General features: G+C 32.7%; 15 protein-coding genes. All 15 read right to left on the bottom strand.

The genetic code is table 11. The features are described 5' to 3' along the window. Positions 1-40: 40 nt before the first annotated feature. The 15 genes from hisA to lpxD all read right to left on the bottom strand — a co-directional run bounded on the left by hisA (position 41) and on the right by lpxD (position 15,851). On the bottom strand, positions 41-796 hold the full coding sequence (gene hisA / locus LG649_RS02375; RefSeq protein WP_226540497.1) for a 1-(5-phosphoribosyl)-5-[(5-phosphoribosylamino)methylideneamino]imidazole-4-carboxamide isomerase: 756 nt from the start codon (positions 794-796) through the stop codon (positions 41-43). A gap of 63 nt (positions 797-859) precedes the next feature. Next, the gene (hisH, locus tag LG649_RS02370; protein WP_226540495.1) at positions 860-1,441 is read right to left on the bottom strand and encodes an imidazole glycerol phosphate synthase subunit HisH; all 582 of its coding nucleotides are present in this window, start codon (positions 1,439-1,441) and stop codon (positions 860-862) included. 61 nt (positions 1,442-1,502) lie between these two features. Further along, positions 1,503-2,645 carry a bifunctional histidinol-phosphatase/imidazoleglycerol-phosphate dehydratase HisB gene (gene hisB, locus LG649_RS02365; protein WP_226540494.1) on the bottom strand — a complete coding sequence of 381 codons (1,143 nt, stop codon included), beginning with the start codon at positions 2,643-2,645 and terminating at the stop codon, positions 1,503-1,505. Between the two features lies 1 nt (position 2,646). Further along, complete coding sequence (gene hisC / locus LG649_RS02360) at positions 2,647-3,693, bottom strand: histidinol-phosphate transaminase (protein ID WP_226540493.1); 1,047 nt, start codon at positions 3,691-3,693, stop codon at positions 2,647-2,649. A gap of 153 nt (positions 3,694-3,846) precedes the next feature. Continuing rightward, complete coding sequence (gene hisD / locus LG649_RS02355; RefSeq protein ID WP_226540491.1) at positions 3,847-5,130, bottom strand: histidinol dehydrogenase; 1,284 nt, start codon at positions 5,128-5,130, stop codon at positions 3,847-3,849. Positions 5,131-5,229: 99 nt separating this feature from the next. After that, complete coding sequence (hisG, locus tag LG649_RS02350; RefSeq protein WP_226540489.1) at positions 5,230-6,087, bottom strand: ATP phosphoribosyltransferase; 858 nt, start codon at positions 6,085-6,087, stop codon at positions 5,230-5,232. Positions 6,088-6,371: 284 nt separating this feature from the next. Further along, on the bottom strand, positions 6,372-7,187 hold the full coding sequence (locus LG649_RS02345) for a prohibitin family protein (RefSeq protein ID WP_226540487.1): 816 nt from the start codon (positions 7,185-7,187) through the stop codon (positions 6,372-6,374). A gap of 20 nt (positions 7,188-7,207) precedes the next feature. Continuing rightward, entirely contained in the window at positions 7,208-9,244 is a 2,037-nt protein-coding gene (locus tag LG649_RS02340; protein ID WP_226540486.1) for a VWA domain-containing protein, read from the bottom strand. Between the two features lie 9 nt (positions 9,245-9,253). After that, positions 9,254-10,000 carry a 3-oxoacyl-[acyl-carrier-protein] reductase gene (gene fabG / locus LG649_RS02335; protein ID WP_226540485.1) on the bottom strand — a complete coding sequence of 249 codons (747 nt, stop codon included), beginning with the start codon at positions 9,998-10,000 and terminating at the stop codon, positions 9,254-9,256. 119 nt (positions 10,001-10,119) lie between these two features. Continuing rightward, positions 10,120-10,992: a succinate--CoA ligase subunit alpha gene (sucD, locus tag LG649_RS02330; RefSeq protein WP_044631916.1), complete on the bottom strand. Its 873-nt coding sequence runs from the start codon at positions 10,990-10,992 to the stop codon at positions 10,120-10,122. Between the two features lie 79 nt (positions 10,993-11,071). Further along, complete coding sequence (locus LG649_RS02325) at positions 11,072-12,016, bottom strand: UDP-3-O-(3-hydroxymyristoyl)glucosamine N-acyltransferase (RefSeq protein WP_226540484.1); 945 nt, start codon at positions 12,014-12,016, stop codon at positions 11,072-11,074. Positions 12,017-12,019: 3 nt separating this feature from the next. Then, positions 12,020-12,586, bottom strand: a complete 567-nt coding sequence (gene efp, locus LG649_RS02320) for an elongation factor P (protein WP_044631914.1) — start codon at positions 12,584-12,586, stop codon at positions 12,020-12,022. Between the two features lie 23 nt (positions 12,587-12,609). Next, the gene (lpxA, locus tag LG649_RS02315; RefSeq protein WP_226540483.1) at positions 12,610-13,395 is read right to left on the bottom strand and encodes an acyl-ACP--UDP-N-acetylglucosamine O-acyltransferase; all 786 of its coding nucleotides are present in this window, start codon (positions 13,393-13,395) and stop codon (positions 12,610-12,612) included. Between the two features lie 34 nt (positions 13,396-13,429). After that, positions 13,430-14,836, bottom strand: coding sequence for a bifunctional UDP-3-O-[3-hydroxymyristoyl] N-acetylglucosamine deacetylase/3-hydroxyacyl-ACP dehydratase (locus tag LG649_RS02310; protein ID WP_226540482.1), 1,407 nt, complete (start codon positions 14,834-14,836; stop codon positions 13,430-13,432). Then, positions 14,823-15,851, bottom strand: a complete 1,029-nt coding sequence (lpxD, locus tag LG649_RS02305; protein ID WP_226540481.1) for a UDP-3-O-(3-hydroxymyristoyl)glucosamine N-acyltransferase — start codon at positions 15,849-15,851, stop codon at positions 14,823-14,825. The genes LG649_RS02310 and lpxD overlap by 14 nt, the downstream gene beginning before the upstream one ends. Between the last annotated feature and the right edge of the window lies 1 nt (position 15,852).

The following is a 15,852-nucleotide window of genomic DNA, read 5'->3' as shown; positions in this document are numbered from 1 at the left end:
CGATACAATTTTTCGTGCCTCAAAATCACTCGAAGTGACATTATTTATTTATTATAAAATTTTCAAGTTGTTTCAAACTTATTTTATTCTCGTAAATCGCTTTTCCTATTATTGTACCTTCGCAACCTAATTCGGCTAATTTTGGTAATTCATCAAATGTAGAAATACCTCCAGAGGCGATTAATTTTAATGCTGATTCGTTTTCAGTTCGACTGCCTTCAGTGTGACATTCTTCGAGCATCTTTTTATACAAATCAAACGAAGGGCCTTGTAACATACCATCTTTAGCAATATCTGTGCAAATTACGTAGCTAACACCTTTAGTCATATAATTCTGTACAAACGGAATAAGCTCTTCATCACTTTCTTCTAACCAACCACTAATGGCTATTTTCTCATTATTTGCATCAGCACCTAGAATTATTTTATCACTACCGTATTTGGTTAGCCAACTTTCAAAAACTTCTGGTTTTTTAACGGCAATACTTCCGCCGGTAATTTGTTTTGCTCCAGATTCGAATGCGATGTGTAAATCTTCATCGGTTTTTAAACCACCACCAAAATCTATTTTTAAATTTGTTTTAGTCGCAATAGTTTCTAACACTTTATGGTTTACAATATGACTCGCCTTGGCACCATCTAAATCTACTAAATGCAAATGCTCTATACCATGAGCTTCGTATTGCTTTGCAATTTCTAACGGGTTTTCGTTATATATTTTTTTTGTGTTGTAATCGCCTTTTGATAGCCTTACACATTTACCGTCTATAATATCTATTGCTGGTATTATTCTCATTTTTTTAGCTTTAAGCTATTAGCAATTGGCCATTAGCAAAAGCTAAAGGCATATTGTTAAAAGCTACATATTCATAAAGTTTTTTAAAATTTTAGCTCCTTCATTACCACTCTTCTCTGGATGAAATTGCACGCCATAAAAATTTTCGTGTTGTAATGCCGATGCGTAATTAATTTCGTAATCGGTGGCAGCAATGGTTTCGTTGCAATGTTCGGCGTAAAAACTATGCACTAAATACATGTATTCGTTTTCTTTGATGCCTTTAAATAAATCGGATTTTAAATCTTTTATAACATTCCAACCCATTTGCGGTACTTTTACGCTATTTGAAAAACGCTTTACTTTTGTTTGAAAGATTCCTAAACCGTCCGTATCACCTTCTTCGGAGTGTAAACACATTAATTGCATGCCTAAACAAATACCCAAAACAGGTTGTTTTAACGTTGGTATCAAAGAATCCAAACCACTTTTTTTAAGCATTTTCATTGCAGAACTAGCTTCTCCTACTCCTGGGAAAATCACTTTATCGGCCCCTTTAATTTCATCTGCATTATTCGATAAAACAGCATCGACACCTAAGCGTTTAAAAGCAAATTGTATGCTTTTAATATTTCCTGCACCGTAATCTATTATTACTAATTTCATTTTTATAGCTTTTAGTTATTAGCTTTTAGCTATTGGTAAATAACTAAGAGCAAATCGCTAATTATAACATTCCTTTTGTACTTGGTAAAAACATTTTGTTAGCATCGCGCTTTACGGCCATTTTCATGGCTTTTGCAAAGGCCTTAAAAATACCTTCAATTTTATGATGCTCGTTTACACCTTCTGCTTTTACATTTAAATTACATTTTGCGCCATCGGTAAACGATTTAAATAAATGATAAAACATTTCGGTTGGCATGTCGCCTATTTTTTCGCGTTTAAATTCGGCATCCCATTCTAGCCAGTTTCGTCCTCCAAAATCTACCGCAACTTGTGCTAAGCAATCGTCCATTGGTAAACAGAAGCCGTAGCGCTCTATGCCTAATTTATTTCCTAGGGCTTTATTGAATAATTCACCAAGCGCAATCATGGTATCTTCTATCGTATGGTGTTCGTCTACTTCTAAATCACCATTTACTTTTATGGTTAAATCCATAGCACCATGGCGCCCAATTTGATCTAACATATGATCGAAAAACGATAAACCTGTGTCAATATCATTTTTACCCGAACCATCAAGATTTAATTTTATATAAATTTGAGTTTCATTGGTATTACGTGTAATTTCTTCCACACGATCTTTAAGTTTTAAAAACTCGTAAATGGCTTTCCAATCGGTACTCGTCAATGCAATGCAATCTAAAATTTCCTGCTTAGACGATTCTATTTCATCGGCACCTAAATCTGGGTCTTCAGACAAATAAATACCTTTTGCGCCAAGGTTTTTAGCCAATTCCATATCGGTAATTCTATCACCTAAAACAAAAGAGTTTTCTAAATCGTAATCTTCAGAAAAATACTTGGTTAACAAGCCTGTTCTAGGTTTACGCGTATCGGCATTTTCATGCGGAAAGGTTTTATCTATATGAATTTCAGCAAACTCTACACCTTCCTTTTTAAAGGCATCAATAATTTTATTTTGAGGTAGCCAAAAGGTATCTTCAGGAAACGAATCGGTTCCTAAGCCATCTTGATTGGTAACCATAACCAGCTCAAAATCTAATTCGCTAGCAATTTTAGCCATGTATTGAAACACTTTTGGGTAAAATTCTAGTTTTTCAAGACTGTCTAATTGATAATCTACTGGCGGTTCTAGCACCAATGTGCCGTCTCTGTCTATAAATAGTACTTTTGTTTTGCTCATGTTAGTCTAATTCTTTTAATGCCTTAATTAAAACTTCATTTTCAGCGTCGGTTCCTACGGTAAAACGCAACGTGTTTTCACAAAGTGGTTGTGTGGTGCGATTTCTAATAACAATACCTTTTTCGAGTAACTGATTGTAGCGTTTTGTAGCATCATCAACTCGTGCGAGCACAAAATTAGCTTCCGTAGGGAAAATAGTTTCTACGAAACTGATGTTTTTTAAGGCATCAATTAAAATTTGGCGTTCTTTTAAAACCGCATTTACTTCGTTTGTAACCGCTTCTAAATTTGAAATACGTTCTAGTGCTCGTTTTTGTGTTAATTCGTTAACGTTATATGGAGGTTTAATTTTGTTTAAAATTGAAATAATTTCCGCGGAAGCGTAACACAACCCTAAACGAATTCCTGCCAAACCATAGGCCTTTGATAATGTTTGCGTAACGATTAAATTAGGATAATTATTTAATTCTGAAATCCAACTTTGTCGATTTGAAAAATCGATATAAGCTTCATCAATCACCACTAAGCCATTAAAATTTTTAAGTAATGTTTTTATTTTTTCTGAAGCAATTAAATTACCAGTTGGGTTATTTGGCGAACAAATAAAAAGCATTTTTGAATTAGTATCAATGGCTTCTAAAATGGCTTCAACATTTGGCTGAAAATTTGAATTTAACTCTACTTTACGTTCTTCAATCTCATTTAAGTTAGAAAGCACAGTGTACATGCCATAAGTTGGTGGCAGTGTAATAATGTTGTCTTTTTTAGGTTCGCAAAAGGCTCTAAATAACAAATCTAGCACTTCGTCGCTACCGTTACCTAACAAAATCTGATTTGGAGAAACGTTTTTCTGTTCTGCTAAAACAGCTTTTAACGAACGCTGTAACGGATCTGGATAACGATTTACACCATTTTCGAACGGATTTTCGTTGGCATCTAAAAAAATCATTTTAGACCCATCGGAAACATATTCGTCGCGAGCAGAACTGTAGGCTTTCATTGTTTTTACGTTCTCTCGAATTATATTTTGTAAATTAAAGTTATTCATTTTATTATTCTGAATGGTCACACTTAACACCGTCGAAGTGTTTTCTTAATTTCCTTTTTGTTTTCTAAAAGGCTTCGACTGCGCTCAGCCTGATATAACTATACTTGTTTATTTTATGAGATACTGAAACGAGTTCAGCATGACAAAACAATTTTATTTTAAATCTTTTAACCGAATACTAACCGCATTTTTATGTGCTTGTAAACCTTCGGCTTCAGCCATTAATTCAATAGTTTCTCCAATATTTAAAATACCTTCTTTTGATATTTTTTGAAACGTCATGCTCTTCATAAAACTATCTAAATTCACACCCGAATACGCTTTACTAAATCCGTTTGTCGGCAACGTATGGTTAGTTCCAGATGCATAATCGCCCGCGCTTTCTGGTGTATAATCACCTATAAAAACCGAACCTGCATTTCTGATGTTTTCAACATAGAAATCTTCATTTTTAGAACAAATAATGAAGTGTTCTGGCCCGTATTGATTAATTAAATCTAACGCAACGTCATCAGTTTCAACAAAAATAGATTTAGAATTAGCTATGGCTTTTTCGGCTATTTCTTTACGTGGCAACACTTGTAATTGAGCCTCTACTTCTTCTGAAACTTTAGCTATAAGTTCTTGTGATGTTGCTACTAAAATAACCTGACTATCGGCACCATGTTCTGCCTGACTTAATAAATCGGAAGCAATATAGCTTGCATTTGCACCGTTGTCGGCAACCACTAATAATTCACTTGGGCCAGCAGGCATATCGATAGCCACACCGTATTTAGTGGCTAATTGTTTTGCCACGGTTACAAATTGGTTGCCAGGGCCAAAAATTTTATAAACTTGTGGAATCGTTTCTGTACCAAAAGTTAATGCAGCAATGGCTTGAATACCACCTACTTTAAATATTTTAGTTACGCCACACAATTTTGCAGCATACAAAATTTCGGGAGCTAGTTTGCCTTCTTTATTTGGTGGCGAACACAATACAATTTCGTTACATCCTGCAATTTTCGCAGGAGCAGCCAGCATTAAAACTGTTGAAAATAAAGGCGCTGTTCCTCCTGGAATATATAAACCAACACGTTCTATAGCCCGTTTTTCTTGCCAGCATTGAACACCGTTTGTGGTTTCTAATTCTATTTTTTCTGTTTTTTGAGCTGCATGAAACGTTTCAATATTACGTTTTGCGTTTGCTATCGCTGTTTTTAAAGCTTCAGGAATACTTTTAACAGCTTCTTCAATTTCTTCAGTAGAAACTAAATTGTTTTCCAAGGTTACCTTATCAAAACGTTCTGTATATATTTTTATAGCACTGTCGCCATTAGTCTTAACATCGTTAAACACCTCGCTTACAATACCTTCAATATCATCGACGGTTTGTGTTGGGCGTTTTAAAATATCGGCCCATGTGTTTTTATCTGGATTGTTAATTATTTGCATAAAACTTTCTTTTCTTCATTTCCGCAGAAGCGGAAATCTTAAAGTGTGTAAATTTAATTTGAGATTTCCGTTTTCACGGAAATACAAAAAGCTATTATATTAAAGCACCATTTTTTCGATTGGGCAAACTAAAATACCTTCGGCACCGTTGGCTTTTAATTCATCAATAACTTCCCAAAAATCGTTTTTATTAATAACAGAATGTACCGAGCTCCAACCTTCTTGTGCTAAAGGCAACACGGTCGGACTTTTCATTCCTGGTAATAAATTCACAATTTTATCTAACCTGTCGTTTGGTGCGTTTAATAAAACATATTTAGAGTTTTTTCCTTTTAAAACCGATTTCATTCTAAATAATAACTTGTCTAGAATGGCTTGTTTTTCTTCGGTTAATTCTGGAGCCGAAGTTAATACGGCTTCACTTTTAAAAAGTACTTCTACTTCTTTTAAATTGTTTTTAAAAAGCGTGCTTCCGCTTGAAACAATATCAACAATAGCGTGCGATAAGCCAATATTTGGAGCAATTTCTACCGAACCATTAATAACATGAATATCTGCCTTCTCACCTTTCTTTTCGAAAAACTGATTTACTGTATTTGGGTATGATGTTGCAATTTTTTTACCACGTAAATCTTTTATAGAATTGTATTCTGCATTTTTAGGTACTGCAATAGATACTTTACATTTTGAAAACCCTAAGCGCTCTACTATTGGTAAATCGCTACCTTTTTCTATTAAAGTGTTTTCACCTAAAATGGCAATATCTACAACGCCATCGCGCAAATACTGGGGAATATCACCATTACGAAGGTATAAAACTTCCATGGGGAAATTTCTAGCTTCGGCTTTTAATTGGTCTTTACCATTATCGATAGAGATTCCACAATTTTTTAGTAGGTCTAACGATTCTTCATTTAATCGTCCTGATTTTTGTACTGCAATTTTTAGTTTACTCATTGTTGTTTTTTATATGAGTTTGAAACAATCTTGTTGATTTTCTTTTAATTAAAAAACCCGCTTGATTGTCTCAAACGGGTTTAAATATATTTTCATTTTATTCAATACATTTTTACTTCGCTTGAGAGCAAATGTAAAAATGATGATGTGTTTGAATAAAAGTCATGTCTTTTTGTTTTACTGAAGCAAATATCTGTAATAAAAGTAAATTTTCAAACTTTAATTTACAAATATTGAAACATTTTACAATTTTTAGGTATTTGTAAAATATTTATCGTGAATGTTTATTGATTTCCTAGAATAATTGGCATTCCACTATCTCCCGAACCTATAACAATAACTTTACTATTTGGTGATTCAGATAATTTTATGGTTGCCTCGATACCTTTATCCTGTAAAATTTTATCAGTTAACGATGCACTTAAAATTTTATTAGCTTCAGCTTTACCTTCGGCTTCAATAATTTGTTTTTCAGCTTCTTTTTCTGCAGTTACAAGTCTAAACTCATACTCTAACGACTCTTGTTCTTGCTTTAATTTACGCTCAATTGCCTCTTTTATAGTTGATGGCAACGTTACATCGCGAACTAGAAATTCGTTTAGCTTAATATATTGTTTTTCTAGAATTTTTTTAGTCTCTACAAAAATTTCATCTTGTATAGCATCACGCTTACTAGAATATAATTGCTCTGGTGTGTAACGACCTACAACACTACGAGCGGCACTTCGAATAGCAGGTTGAATAACACGTTGCAAATAATTTTCGCCTAAAGTTTGGTGTAGTTTTCCTAAATCTTGAAATACCGGTTGAAACCAAGCAGAACCATCAATTTGAATTTCTAACCCGTTTGAAGATAGTACCTTCATTTTTTCAAATAATTCTTGTTGACGCACTTCGTAAACAATAACTTTATTCCAAGGCGCTACTATGTGAAAACCTTCGCCTAAAGGAGGCTGATCGGTTACAACTCCATTATCAAAAGTTTTGTATAGAACTCCAGCTTCACCAGAACCTATTGTTACTGCCGATTTGGATAATATTATAATTAAAACTACAATTGCAATAATTGCAGGAAATGCTATTTTAGGTAATTTGTCCATTTGTTGTTTATTTAGTTTATCTATGTTAATCCGTTATATTTTCTTAAAAACCATTCTGCACTTAAGCTTAAAGCTATAATTGCTAAAAGAATTTTCCAATCTATTAAAGGTAGGGTTTCTTTTTTACTTTTTTGAATAGGCGTAAAACGCTCATCGTTTACTAAAGTTGATATTAAATTATCTGTATTATTCATAAAAAACGCTTCTCCATTACTGTTTGTCGCTATACTTCTTAGTTTTGTTACGTTGGCGCTTAAAAATTGTTCTTCCACATTATAATCTAAAATCTCGAAACGCCCAGATTTAGTTAGTTTATCTGTTGAAGTTTGAATATTGAATTTATATGAACCTGGAGATAAATTACTTAAATCAACTTGATAATTGTTGTTTTTTAGAACAAAAGGATATGTTTTTTGCTCGTTTGAAGCTTCGTCAACTACAGTAATATTAATTGTTTCGCGAGTATCGAAAACAAAGTTTTTATCGAAATATTCTGCTTTTACAATAATATTTGTTCCGCTGTTATAAAATGAATTATAATCGATATTTAAGCGGCTTCTTTGTTGATTGGTGTTTAAAAATTGAATTAGCTTGCCTATAAAATCATCAAAATCGTTAAATGACTTTGTGTTTAAAAAGCTTTGAGCACGCCATTGCCAAATATTTTCACCAAAAATTAAAACTTCACGTTGTTTATCGTTTTCAATAGTAGCAATAAGCGGTTCGTTGATAGAAACTCCATTTAAAGTTTTATTTAAAAGGACTTGATAAGGCGTGTTGAAAATAACCGAGCTGTAGTTGGAAAGCAACGGTGGAAAACTTTCAAATTCAATATCGCTTACAATAAAAGGAGAAAAACCTGAATTTAATTGAGCTTGATAATTTTCGGTTTGATTAGTAATTTCAAACTCATATTCTTTAACAGTATTATTTAAAAAAAACAAGTCGGTTTTAGAACCAACAATAACTAATTTATTGATTTTATTTTTTTTAACAACCTCAAAAACAGACTTAAATGAATTATTTGGCTGATTTAATATAACAAGTTTAAAATCATTTATTTGAGAAATAAATTCGTTAGGTTTTAAAATAACAATTTCGCGCTGTTTATTAGTTTCTATACTTTTTTTAAGAAGCCCAATATCTGGATGAATGATATCACTAACAATCGCAATTTTTGTTTTTTCATTAATAACATCAACAGCAAAATTTTTAGTGTTGTTCACCGTGTTTTTCTCATTTTCAATTGGAGAAATAGTTGCTTTATAATTACTAAAGCCTACCGAATTTGCTGGTATGGTAAAATTTAAAACTTTTGAATTATTTTCTTCTGAAAACTTCAAAGTTGAAGAATATACCGTTCTGCCATTATTTGATACCGTAAAATTAGAACTTACTTGTTCTTTCCCATTGTAAACTAAAATAACCTCTACAGGGAATTTATTATTTAAATAGGCGTATTTGTTTACGTTAAGTTGTTCTATTTTTAAATCGGTGTAAGTTAGCGTATCACCTAAAACAATGGGGTAAATTGGATGTTTATAATTATTATTTACAAATTGATAATCGTTACCATAAGTTTGATTACCATCTGTAATTAAAATGGTTGGTGCTGTAGTTTGCCTATAAATTTTGTTTAGTTGATTAAACGCAGAAGAAATATTGGTTTGGTTTTCTGAAAAATCCAGACTATCTGATAAGTTTAAAGTTTCACCAAAATTGTAAAATTGAATGTTAAATTTAGAGTTTAAATCTTGATTTGAAGCTAGTTTTTTTAATAGTTGAAGTGTTTTTTGGTCTTGTTTTAAAAATTTTACAGATTTAGAATTATCTGTAGCTATAATTAAATTAGCTTTTTCTGTATAAATGTTGGTTTTATTGAATTGCGGATTAATAATTAAAACTAAAACCGAAAAAACACTAATAAACCGCAAAACCGAAAAAAGCATGTTTAATTTGAACATGCTTTTTTCATTTTTTTTATAATACTGAAAAAGAGCAAGTAACAATGCTATAATTCCAGCTAAAACAATATATAAAATGGTTTGTATTTGCATTAATTGCTATTAGGTTAGCATACCGCCATCTACATTTAATGTTTGTCCTGTAACATAGGCACTCATGTCGCTAGCCAAAAATACACAAACATTAGCAACATCTTCTGGAGTTCCTCCACGTTTTAACGGAATACCAGCACGCCATCCTTTTACAACTTCCTCATCTAATTTTGCAGTCATTTCTGTTTCAATAAAACCAGGAGCAAGTACGTTACTTCTAATATTACGAGAACCTAACTCTAAAGCAACAGATTTAGAAAAACCAATAATCCCAGCTTTACTGGCAGCATAATTGGTTTGTCCAGCATTTCCTTTTACACCAACCACAGAACTCATGTTAATAATAGAACCTTTGCGTTGTTTTAACATGGTACGTTGTACCGCTTTGGTCATGTTAAAAACTGACTTAAGATTTACTTCAATAACTTTATCGAAATCATCTTCGGTTATACGCATTAATAAATTATCTTTTGTAATTCCAGCATTATTTATTAATACATCTATGCTACCAAATTCTTTGGCAACATCGGCAGCTAATTCTTGTGCTTCATCAAAACTTGCAGCATTACTTTGGTAACCTTTAGCTTTAACACCTAAGGCATTTAATTCTTTTTCAAGTTCGTTAGCCGCTTCAACAGAAGAACTATATGTAAATGCTACATTTGCACCTTGTTTAGCAAATTCTTGAGCAATTCCTTTGCCAATACCACGGCTAGCTCCAGTAATAATAGCTGTTTTTCCTTCTAATAATTTCATTTATAAAATTCTAGTTAGTTCGTTATTCTTTATTAAATCAAAGATAAGAAATACAAATGTTATCAAATAAAAAAACCTTACAACATTTTGCAAGGTTTTATTATATTTTTGATGTGTTTTTATCCTAAAACTTCGGCAACTTTTACACCTATTTTAGCCGGAGAATCCACTACGTGAATACCACATTCTCTCATAATTGCTTTTTTAGCTTGGGCTGTATCATCGCTACCGCCTACAATTGCACCAGCATGACCCATTGTACGACCAGCAGGAGCTGTTTCACCAGCAATAAAACCAATTACAGGTTTTTTACTACCGCTTTCTTTGTACCATTTAGCAGCATCGGCTTCTAATTGGCCACCAATTTCACCAATCATTACTACTGCTTCTGTTTCTGGATCGTTAATTAATAACTCAACAGCTTCTTTAGTTGTTGTTCCAATAATTGGATCTCCACCAATCCCAATTGCAGTAGTAATTCCTAAACCTTGTTTTACAACTTGGTCTGCAGCTTCGTAAGTTAATGTTCCAGATTTAGAAACGATACCAACCTTACCTTTTTTAAATACAAAACCTGGCATAATACCAACTTTTGCTTCTCCTGGAGTAATAACACCTGGACAGTTAGGGCCAATTAAACGACAATCTTTATCTTTTATATAGTTTGAAGCAGTTATCATATCTGCAACAGGAATACCTTCGGTAATAGCTATAATTACTTTTATACCAGCGTCAGCAGCTTCCATAATAGCATCTGCAGCAAATGCAGGTGGTACGAAAATAAGCGTTGTATCTGCACCAACTTTTTCTACAGCTTCAGCTACTGTATTAAAAACTGGCTTATCTAGGTGAGTTTGCCCACCTTTTCCTGGTGTAACACCACCAACAACATTAGTTCCGTATTCAATCATTTGACCAGCGTGAAAAGTCCCTTCACTTCCTGTAAAACCTTGAACTATTATTTTCGAATCTTTGTTTACTAAAACGCTCATTTGTCTCTATTTTCGTTTATTTAATTATGTTGAAAACAAAAGTAATTTTTTGAATTAAATTTTTAAAACAAAAACACAATTACTTTTCGTTATTTTTTTTAAAAGCATCAATTAATTTTGGCAACTGTTTAATTAATGCCATTTCTTTAAGCTTTAATCGCACTTCTTGTATTGGTGTTCCCCAATATGTTTTATTGCCTTCAATCGATTTTGTTACTCCAGACTGCCCTTGTACAACGGCTCCTTTACCTATTGTTATACCACTTGTAGTGCCAACTTGCCCCCAAAGCGTTACTTCATCTTCAACAACTACACAGCCAGCAATACCAACATGAGATGCTATTAAACACTTTTTGCCAATTACGGTATCATGACCAATTTGTACCAAATTATCTATTTTAGTGCCTTCTTTAATTGTTGTATCCCCAGTAACACCTCTATCTATAGTGCATGATGCACCAATATCTACAAAATCTTCAATAACAACTCTTCCGCAAGAAATTAACCTATCGAAACCTTCAGGACGCTTTTTATAATAAAAGGCATTCGCGCCTAAAATAGTTCCTGAATGAATAGTAACATTATTTCCAATAACAGCATCATCATAAATACTAACATTAGAATGAATGGTACAATTATCGCCAATAACCACATTATTACCTATGAATGTATTAGGCTGAATTATGGTGTTTTTGCCAATAGTTGCTGTTTCAGAAATTGAAACATTTGAAGCTGTAAACGGTTTAAAATGAAGACTTAACTTATTAAAATCCCTAAAAGGATCGTCGCTAACCAATAATGCTTTTCCTTCTGGACAATCTACTTTTTTATTAATTAAAATGATGGTTGCAGCAGAATTTAATGCTTTATCGTAATATTTAGGATGATCTACAAAAACAATATCTCCAGGTTCTACAACATGAATTTCATTCATGCCTAACACCTGAAAGTCATCTACACCTACAAATTCACAATTAATTAATTCTGAAATTTGCTTTAAAGTATGTGGTTTAGAGAACTTCAATCGTTATTCTTTAACGCGTTCTTTGTAAGTACCTTTTTCGGTTTCTACCTTAATTTTATCACCTTCATTTATAAAAAGTGGCACATTTACTTCTGCCCCAGTTTCTACAGTAGCTGGTTTTGTAGCATTTGTAGCGGTATTTCCTTTTACTCCAGGTTCGGTATGTGTAACTTCTAAAATAACAGTAGCCGGCATGTCTACAGAAAGTGGCATATTATCTTCCGAATTAATTTGAATGGTAACAATTTCGCCTTCTTTCATTAAATCAGACCTGTCTAGAGCAGATTCTGTTAACTGAATTTGCGTATAATCGGCTTCATTCATAAAATGAAAATATTCACCATCGTTATATAAATATTGAAATTTATGTGTTTCTACGCGAACATCTTCTAATTTATGACCTGCAGAAAATGTATTATCTATAACTTTTCCGTTAGTTACACTTTTAAGTTTAGTTCTAACAAAGGCAGGACCTTTTCCTGGTTTTACGTGTAAAAACTCTACTACTTTATAAATATCATTGTTATAGCGAATACATAATCCGTTTCTAATGTCACTAGTTGTTGCCATTTTTATAATTTAAATTACTTATTTTAATTTGATTTGAAATACCCTTTCATTATACCGCGTTGCGAATCTTTTATAAACTGAAGAATTTCATCGCGTTCTGGAGTGGCTTCCATTTCGGCTTCAATAATTTCTGAAGCTTGTGTATTATTATAGTTTTTTTGATACAGGATTCTGTATATATTTTGAATTTCTCTTATTTTTTCGGTTGAAAATCCACGACGACGTAAACCGACCGAGTTTATTCCAACATATGAAAGTGGTTCTCGAGCAGCTTTTACAAATGGCGGCACATCCTTTCGTACTAAAGACCCTCCCGTTACAAAAGCATGATTACCAACAGATACAAATTGATGAACAGCAGTCATACCTGCTAAAACAACATAATCGCCAATTGAAATATGTCCGGCTAAAGTACTGTTATTAGAAAAAATACAATTATTACCAACAATGCAATCGTGAGCAATATGGCAATATGCCATAATTAAACAATTATCACCTACTACGGTTTTCATTTTATCTGCCGTACCACGGTTAATAGTAACACATTCACGAATAGTTACATTGTTGCCTATTTCAACTGTTGTGTCTTCATCATTGTATTTTAAATCTTGTGGAACTGCCGAAATTACTGCTCCAGGAAATATGTTACAATTTTTACCTATTCTAGCACCTTCCATTATGGTAACGTTGCTCCCAATCCAGGTGCCTTCACCTATAATAACATTATTGTGTATTGTAGCAAAAGGCTCTATAACTACATTTTTTGCAATTTTTGCACCCGGGTGCACATACGCTAAAGGTTGATTCATTTTTGAAAATTAAATTTTAATAAAAAAGCAAATATTATTTTACTTTAGAAATTTGAGCCATTAATTCGGCTTCAGCACAAAGTTTTCCATTAGCATAAGCATAACCTTGCATATGGCAAATACCGCGACGTATTGGTGTAATTAACGAGCATTTAAAAATTAAAGTATCACCTGGCATTACTTTTTGTTTAAATTTAACGTTGTCCATTTTCATGAAAAATGTTAGATAATTTTCTGGATCTGGAACTGTATTTAACACTAAAATACCGCCAGTTTGCGCCATGGCTTCAACAATTAGCACACCAGGCATTACTGGAGCTCCTGGGAAATGACCTTTAAAGAATTCTTCGTTCATGGTTACATTTTTTGTAGCCGTAACGTAGTTTTCTTCAAGCTCAAAAACTTTATCTATTAGTAAAAATGGTTGCCTATGTGGTAACATAGCCATAATTTGAGTAACATCCATTAATGGTGGCTGATTCAAATCAATATTTGGCACGTTGTTACGACGTTCATTTTTTATAAGTTTAGCAAGTTTTTTTGCAAATTGTGTATTTATAAAATGCCCTGGTTTATTTGCTATAACTTTACCTCGAATTCGAGTACCAATTAAAGCTAAATCCCCTAATACATCTAACAATTTATGTCTTGCAGCTTCATTGGGGTGGTGTAGTGTTAAATTATCTAGAATACCGTTTGGTTTTACAGCAATACTATCTTTATTAAAGGCTTCTTTTAATTTAGCCATAGTTTCTTCAGATAAAGGTTTATCTACATATACTATAGCGTTATTTAAATCGCCTCCTTTTATTAATCCGTTTTCAAGAAGCATTTCAATTTCATGTAGAAAACTAAATGTCCTAGAATTTGATATTTGATCTTTAAAATCTGAAATTTGATTTAAGGTTGCATTTTGTGTACCTAAAACTTTAGTACCAAAATCTACCATAGTAGTTATTTGGTATTCTTTTGCAGGCATTACTAAAATTTCGCTACCGCTTTCTTCATCTGTATAAGAAACCACGTCTGTAATTTCAAATTCTTCTCGTGTTTCTTCTAGTTCTATAATTTCAGCTTTCTCTATAGCTTCAACAAAAAACTTTGAAGACCCGTCCATAATAGGAGGCTCAGAAGCATCTAACTCAATTAAAACGTTATCTACATCCAAACCTACTAAGGCAGCTAAAACATGTTCTGAAGTTTGTATAGATACACCGTTTTTTTCTAAACACGTGCCACGTTGTGTACTAGTAACATAATTAGCATCGGCTTCAATAACTGGTTCACCTTCTAAATCTACGCGTTTAAAAGCTAACCCTGAATTACCTGTGGCAGGTTTAAAAGTTAAGGTAACGTTTTTACCTGTATGTAAACCAACACCGGTTAAAGTAACCGATTTTTTTATGGTTTTCTGCTTTATTTCAGTGTTAATTATTCCCATCTAGTTTTTTTTCGATTTCATTTATATTTTTAACAATTTTAGGTAGATTTTTAAAATAAACATAAGATTTATTATAATCGCCATAACCTAAAGCTGGCGAACCTTGTAAAACCTCATTGTCTTTTATATTTCTTCCAATACCAGATTGTGCTTGTATTTTTACATTATTACCAATGTTGATATGGCCTACAATACCAACTTGACCTCCAATAATACAATTTTCTCCAATTTTTGTTGAACCTGCAACACCTGTTTGTGCTGCGATAACCGTGTTTTTACCAATTTCAACGTTGTGTGCTATTTGTATTTGATTATCTAATTTTACACCACGACGAATTATAGTTGAACCCAGTGTAGCTCTATCTATAGTTGTACCCGCACCAACATCTACGTTATCTTCTAAAATTACGTTTCCTATTTGTGGAACTTTATTGTATTCGCCATCTTCGTTTGGAGCAAAACCAAAACCATCTGCACCAATAATGGCACCAGAATTAATAACGCAGTTTTGTCCTATTAAACAATCTGAATATATTTTCGACCCAGCAAAAACAACAGCATTATCTCCTATTTTTACATTGTCTCCTATGTATGCATTTGGATAAATTTTTACATTATCGCCTATAATTACATTATCACCTATATAAGAAAAAGCTCCAATGTATATGTTTTCACCATAATTGGCAGATTCTGAAATAAAAGAAGGGTTTTCCACCCCTATTTTATTCATTTTAACTTGATTGTAATATTCTAATAATTTTGAAAATGCTTTGTAAGCATCATCAACTTTTATAAGTGTCGTTTCAAGTTTGTTTTCAGGTTCAAAAGTTTTATTTACAATGGTAATTGAAGCTTTTGTTGAATATATATGAGACGTATATTTTGGATTAGCCAAAAATGTTAAAGCTCCTTCTTGCCCTTCTTCTATTTTAGCAAGTTTAGATACTTCTATATCTGGGTTTCCAACAACATCACCTTCTAAAATACTTGCTATTTGTTGTGCAGTAAATTTCACA

It is taken from the genome of Neotamlana laminarinivorans (assembly GCF_020523925.1).
GTDB classification, from domain to species: Bacteria; Bacteroidota; Bacteroidia; order Flavobacteriales; family Flavobacteriaceae; genus Neotamlana; species Neotamlana laminarinivorans.
Note: the sequence above shows the minus strand (reverse complement) of the source record. Positions and strands in the feature narration are given on the sequence as shown.

Excerpts from the sequence above, each read along its gene's own strand:
- efp (WP_044631914.1), bottom strand. The coding sequence starts at position 12,586 with ATGGCAACAACTAGTGACATTAGAAACGGATTATGTATTCGCTATAAC.
- hisD (WP_226540491.1), bottom strand. The coding sequence starts at position 5,130 with ATGCAAATAATTAACAATCCAGATAAAAACACATGGGCCGATATTTTA.
- LG649_RS02310 (WP_226540482.1), bottom strand. The coding sequence starts at position 14,836 with ATGGGAATAATTAACACTGAAATAAAGCAGAAAACCATAAAAAAATCG.
- sucD (WP_044631916.1), bottom strand. The coding sequence starts at position 10,992 with ATGAGCGTTTTAGTAAACAAAGATTCGAAAATAATAGTTCAAGGTTTT.
- LG649_RS02345 (WP_226540487.1), bottom strand. The coding sequence starts at position 7,187 with ATGGACAAATTACCTAAAATAGCATTTCCTGCAATTATTGCAATTGTA.
- hisB (WP_226540494.1), bottom strand. The coding sequence starts at position 2,645 with ATGAGCAAAACAAAAGTACTATTTATAGACAGAGACGGCACATTGGTG.
- fabG (WP_226540485.1), bottom strand. The coding sequence starts at position 10,000 with ATGAAATTATTAGAAGGAAAAACAGCTATTATTACTGGAGCTAGCCGT.
- hisC (WP_226540493.1), bottom strand. The coding sequence starts at position 3,693 with ATGAATAACTTTAATTTACAAAATATAATTCGAGAGAACGTAAAAACA.
- hisH (WP_226540495.1), bottom strand. The coding sequence starts at position 1,441 with ATGAAATTAGTAATAATAGATTACGGTGCAGGAAATATTAAAAGCATA.
- hisA (WP_226540497.1), bottom strand. The coding sequence starts at position 796 with ATGAGAATAATACCAGCAATAGATATTATAGACGGTAAATGTGTAAGG.
- hisG (WP_226540489.1), bottom strand. The coding sequence starts at position 6,087 with ATGAGTAAACTAAAAATTGCAGTACAAAAATCAGGACGATTAAATGAA.
- LG649_RS02340 (WP_226540486.1), bottom strand. The coding sequence starts at position 9,244 with ATGCAAATACAAACCATTTTATATATTGTTTTAGCTGGAATTATAGCA.
- lpxA (WP_226540483.1), bottom strand. The coding sequence starts at position 13,395 with ATGAATCAACCTTTAGCGTATGTGCACCCGGGTGCAAAAATTGCAAAA.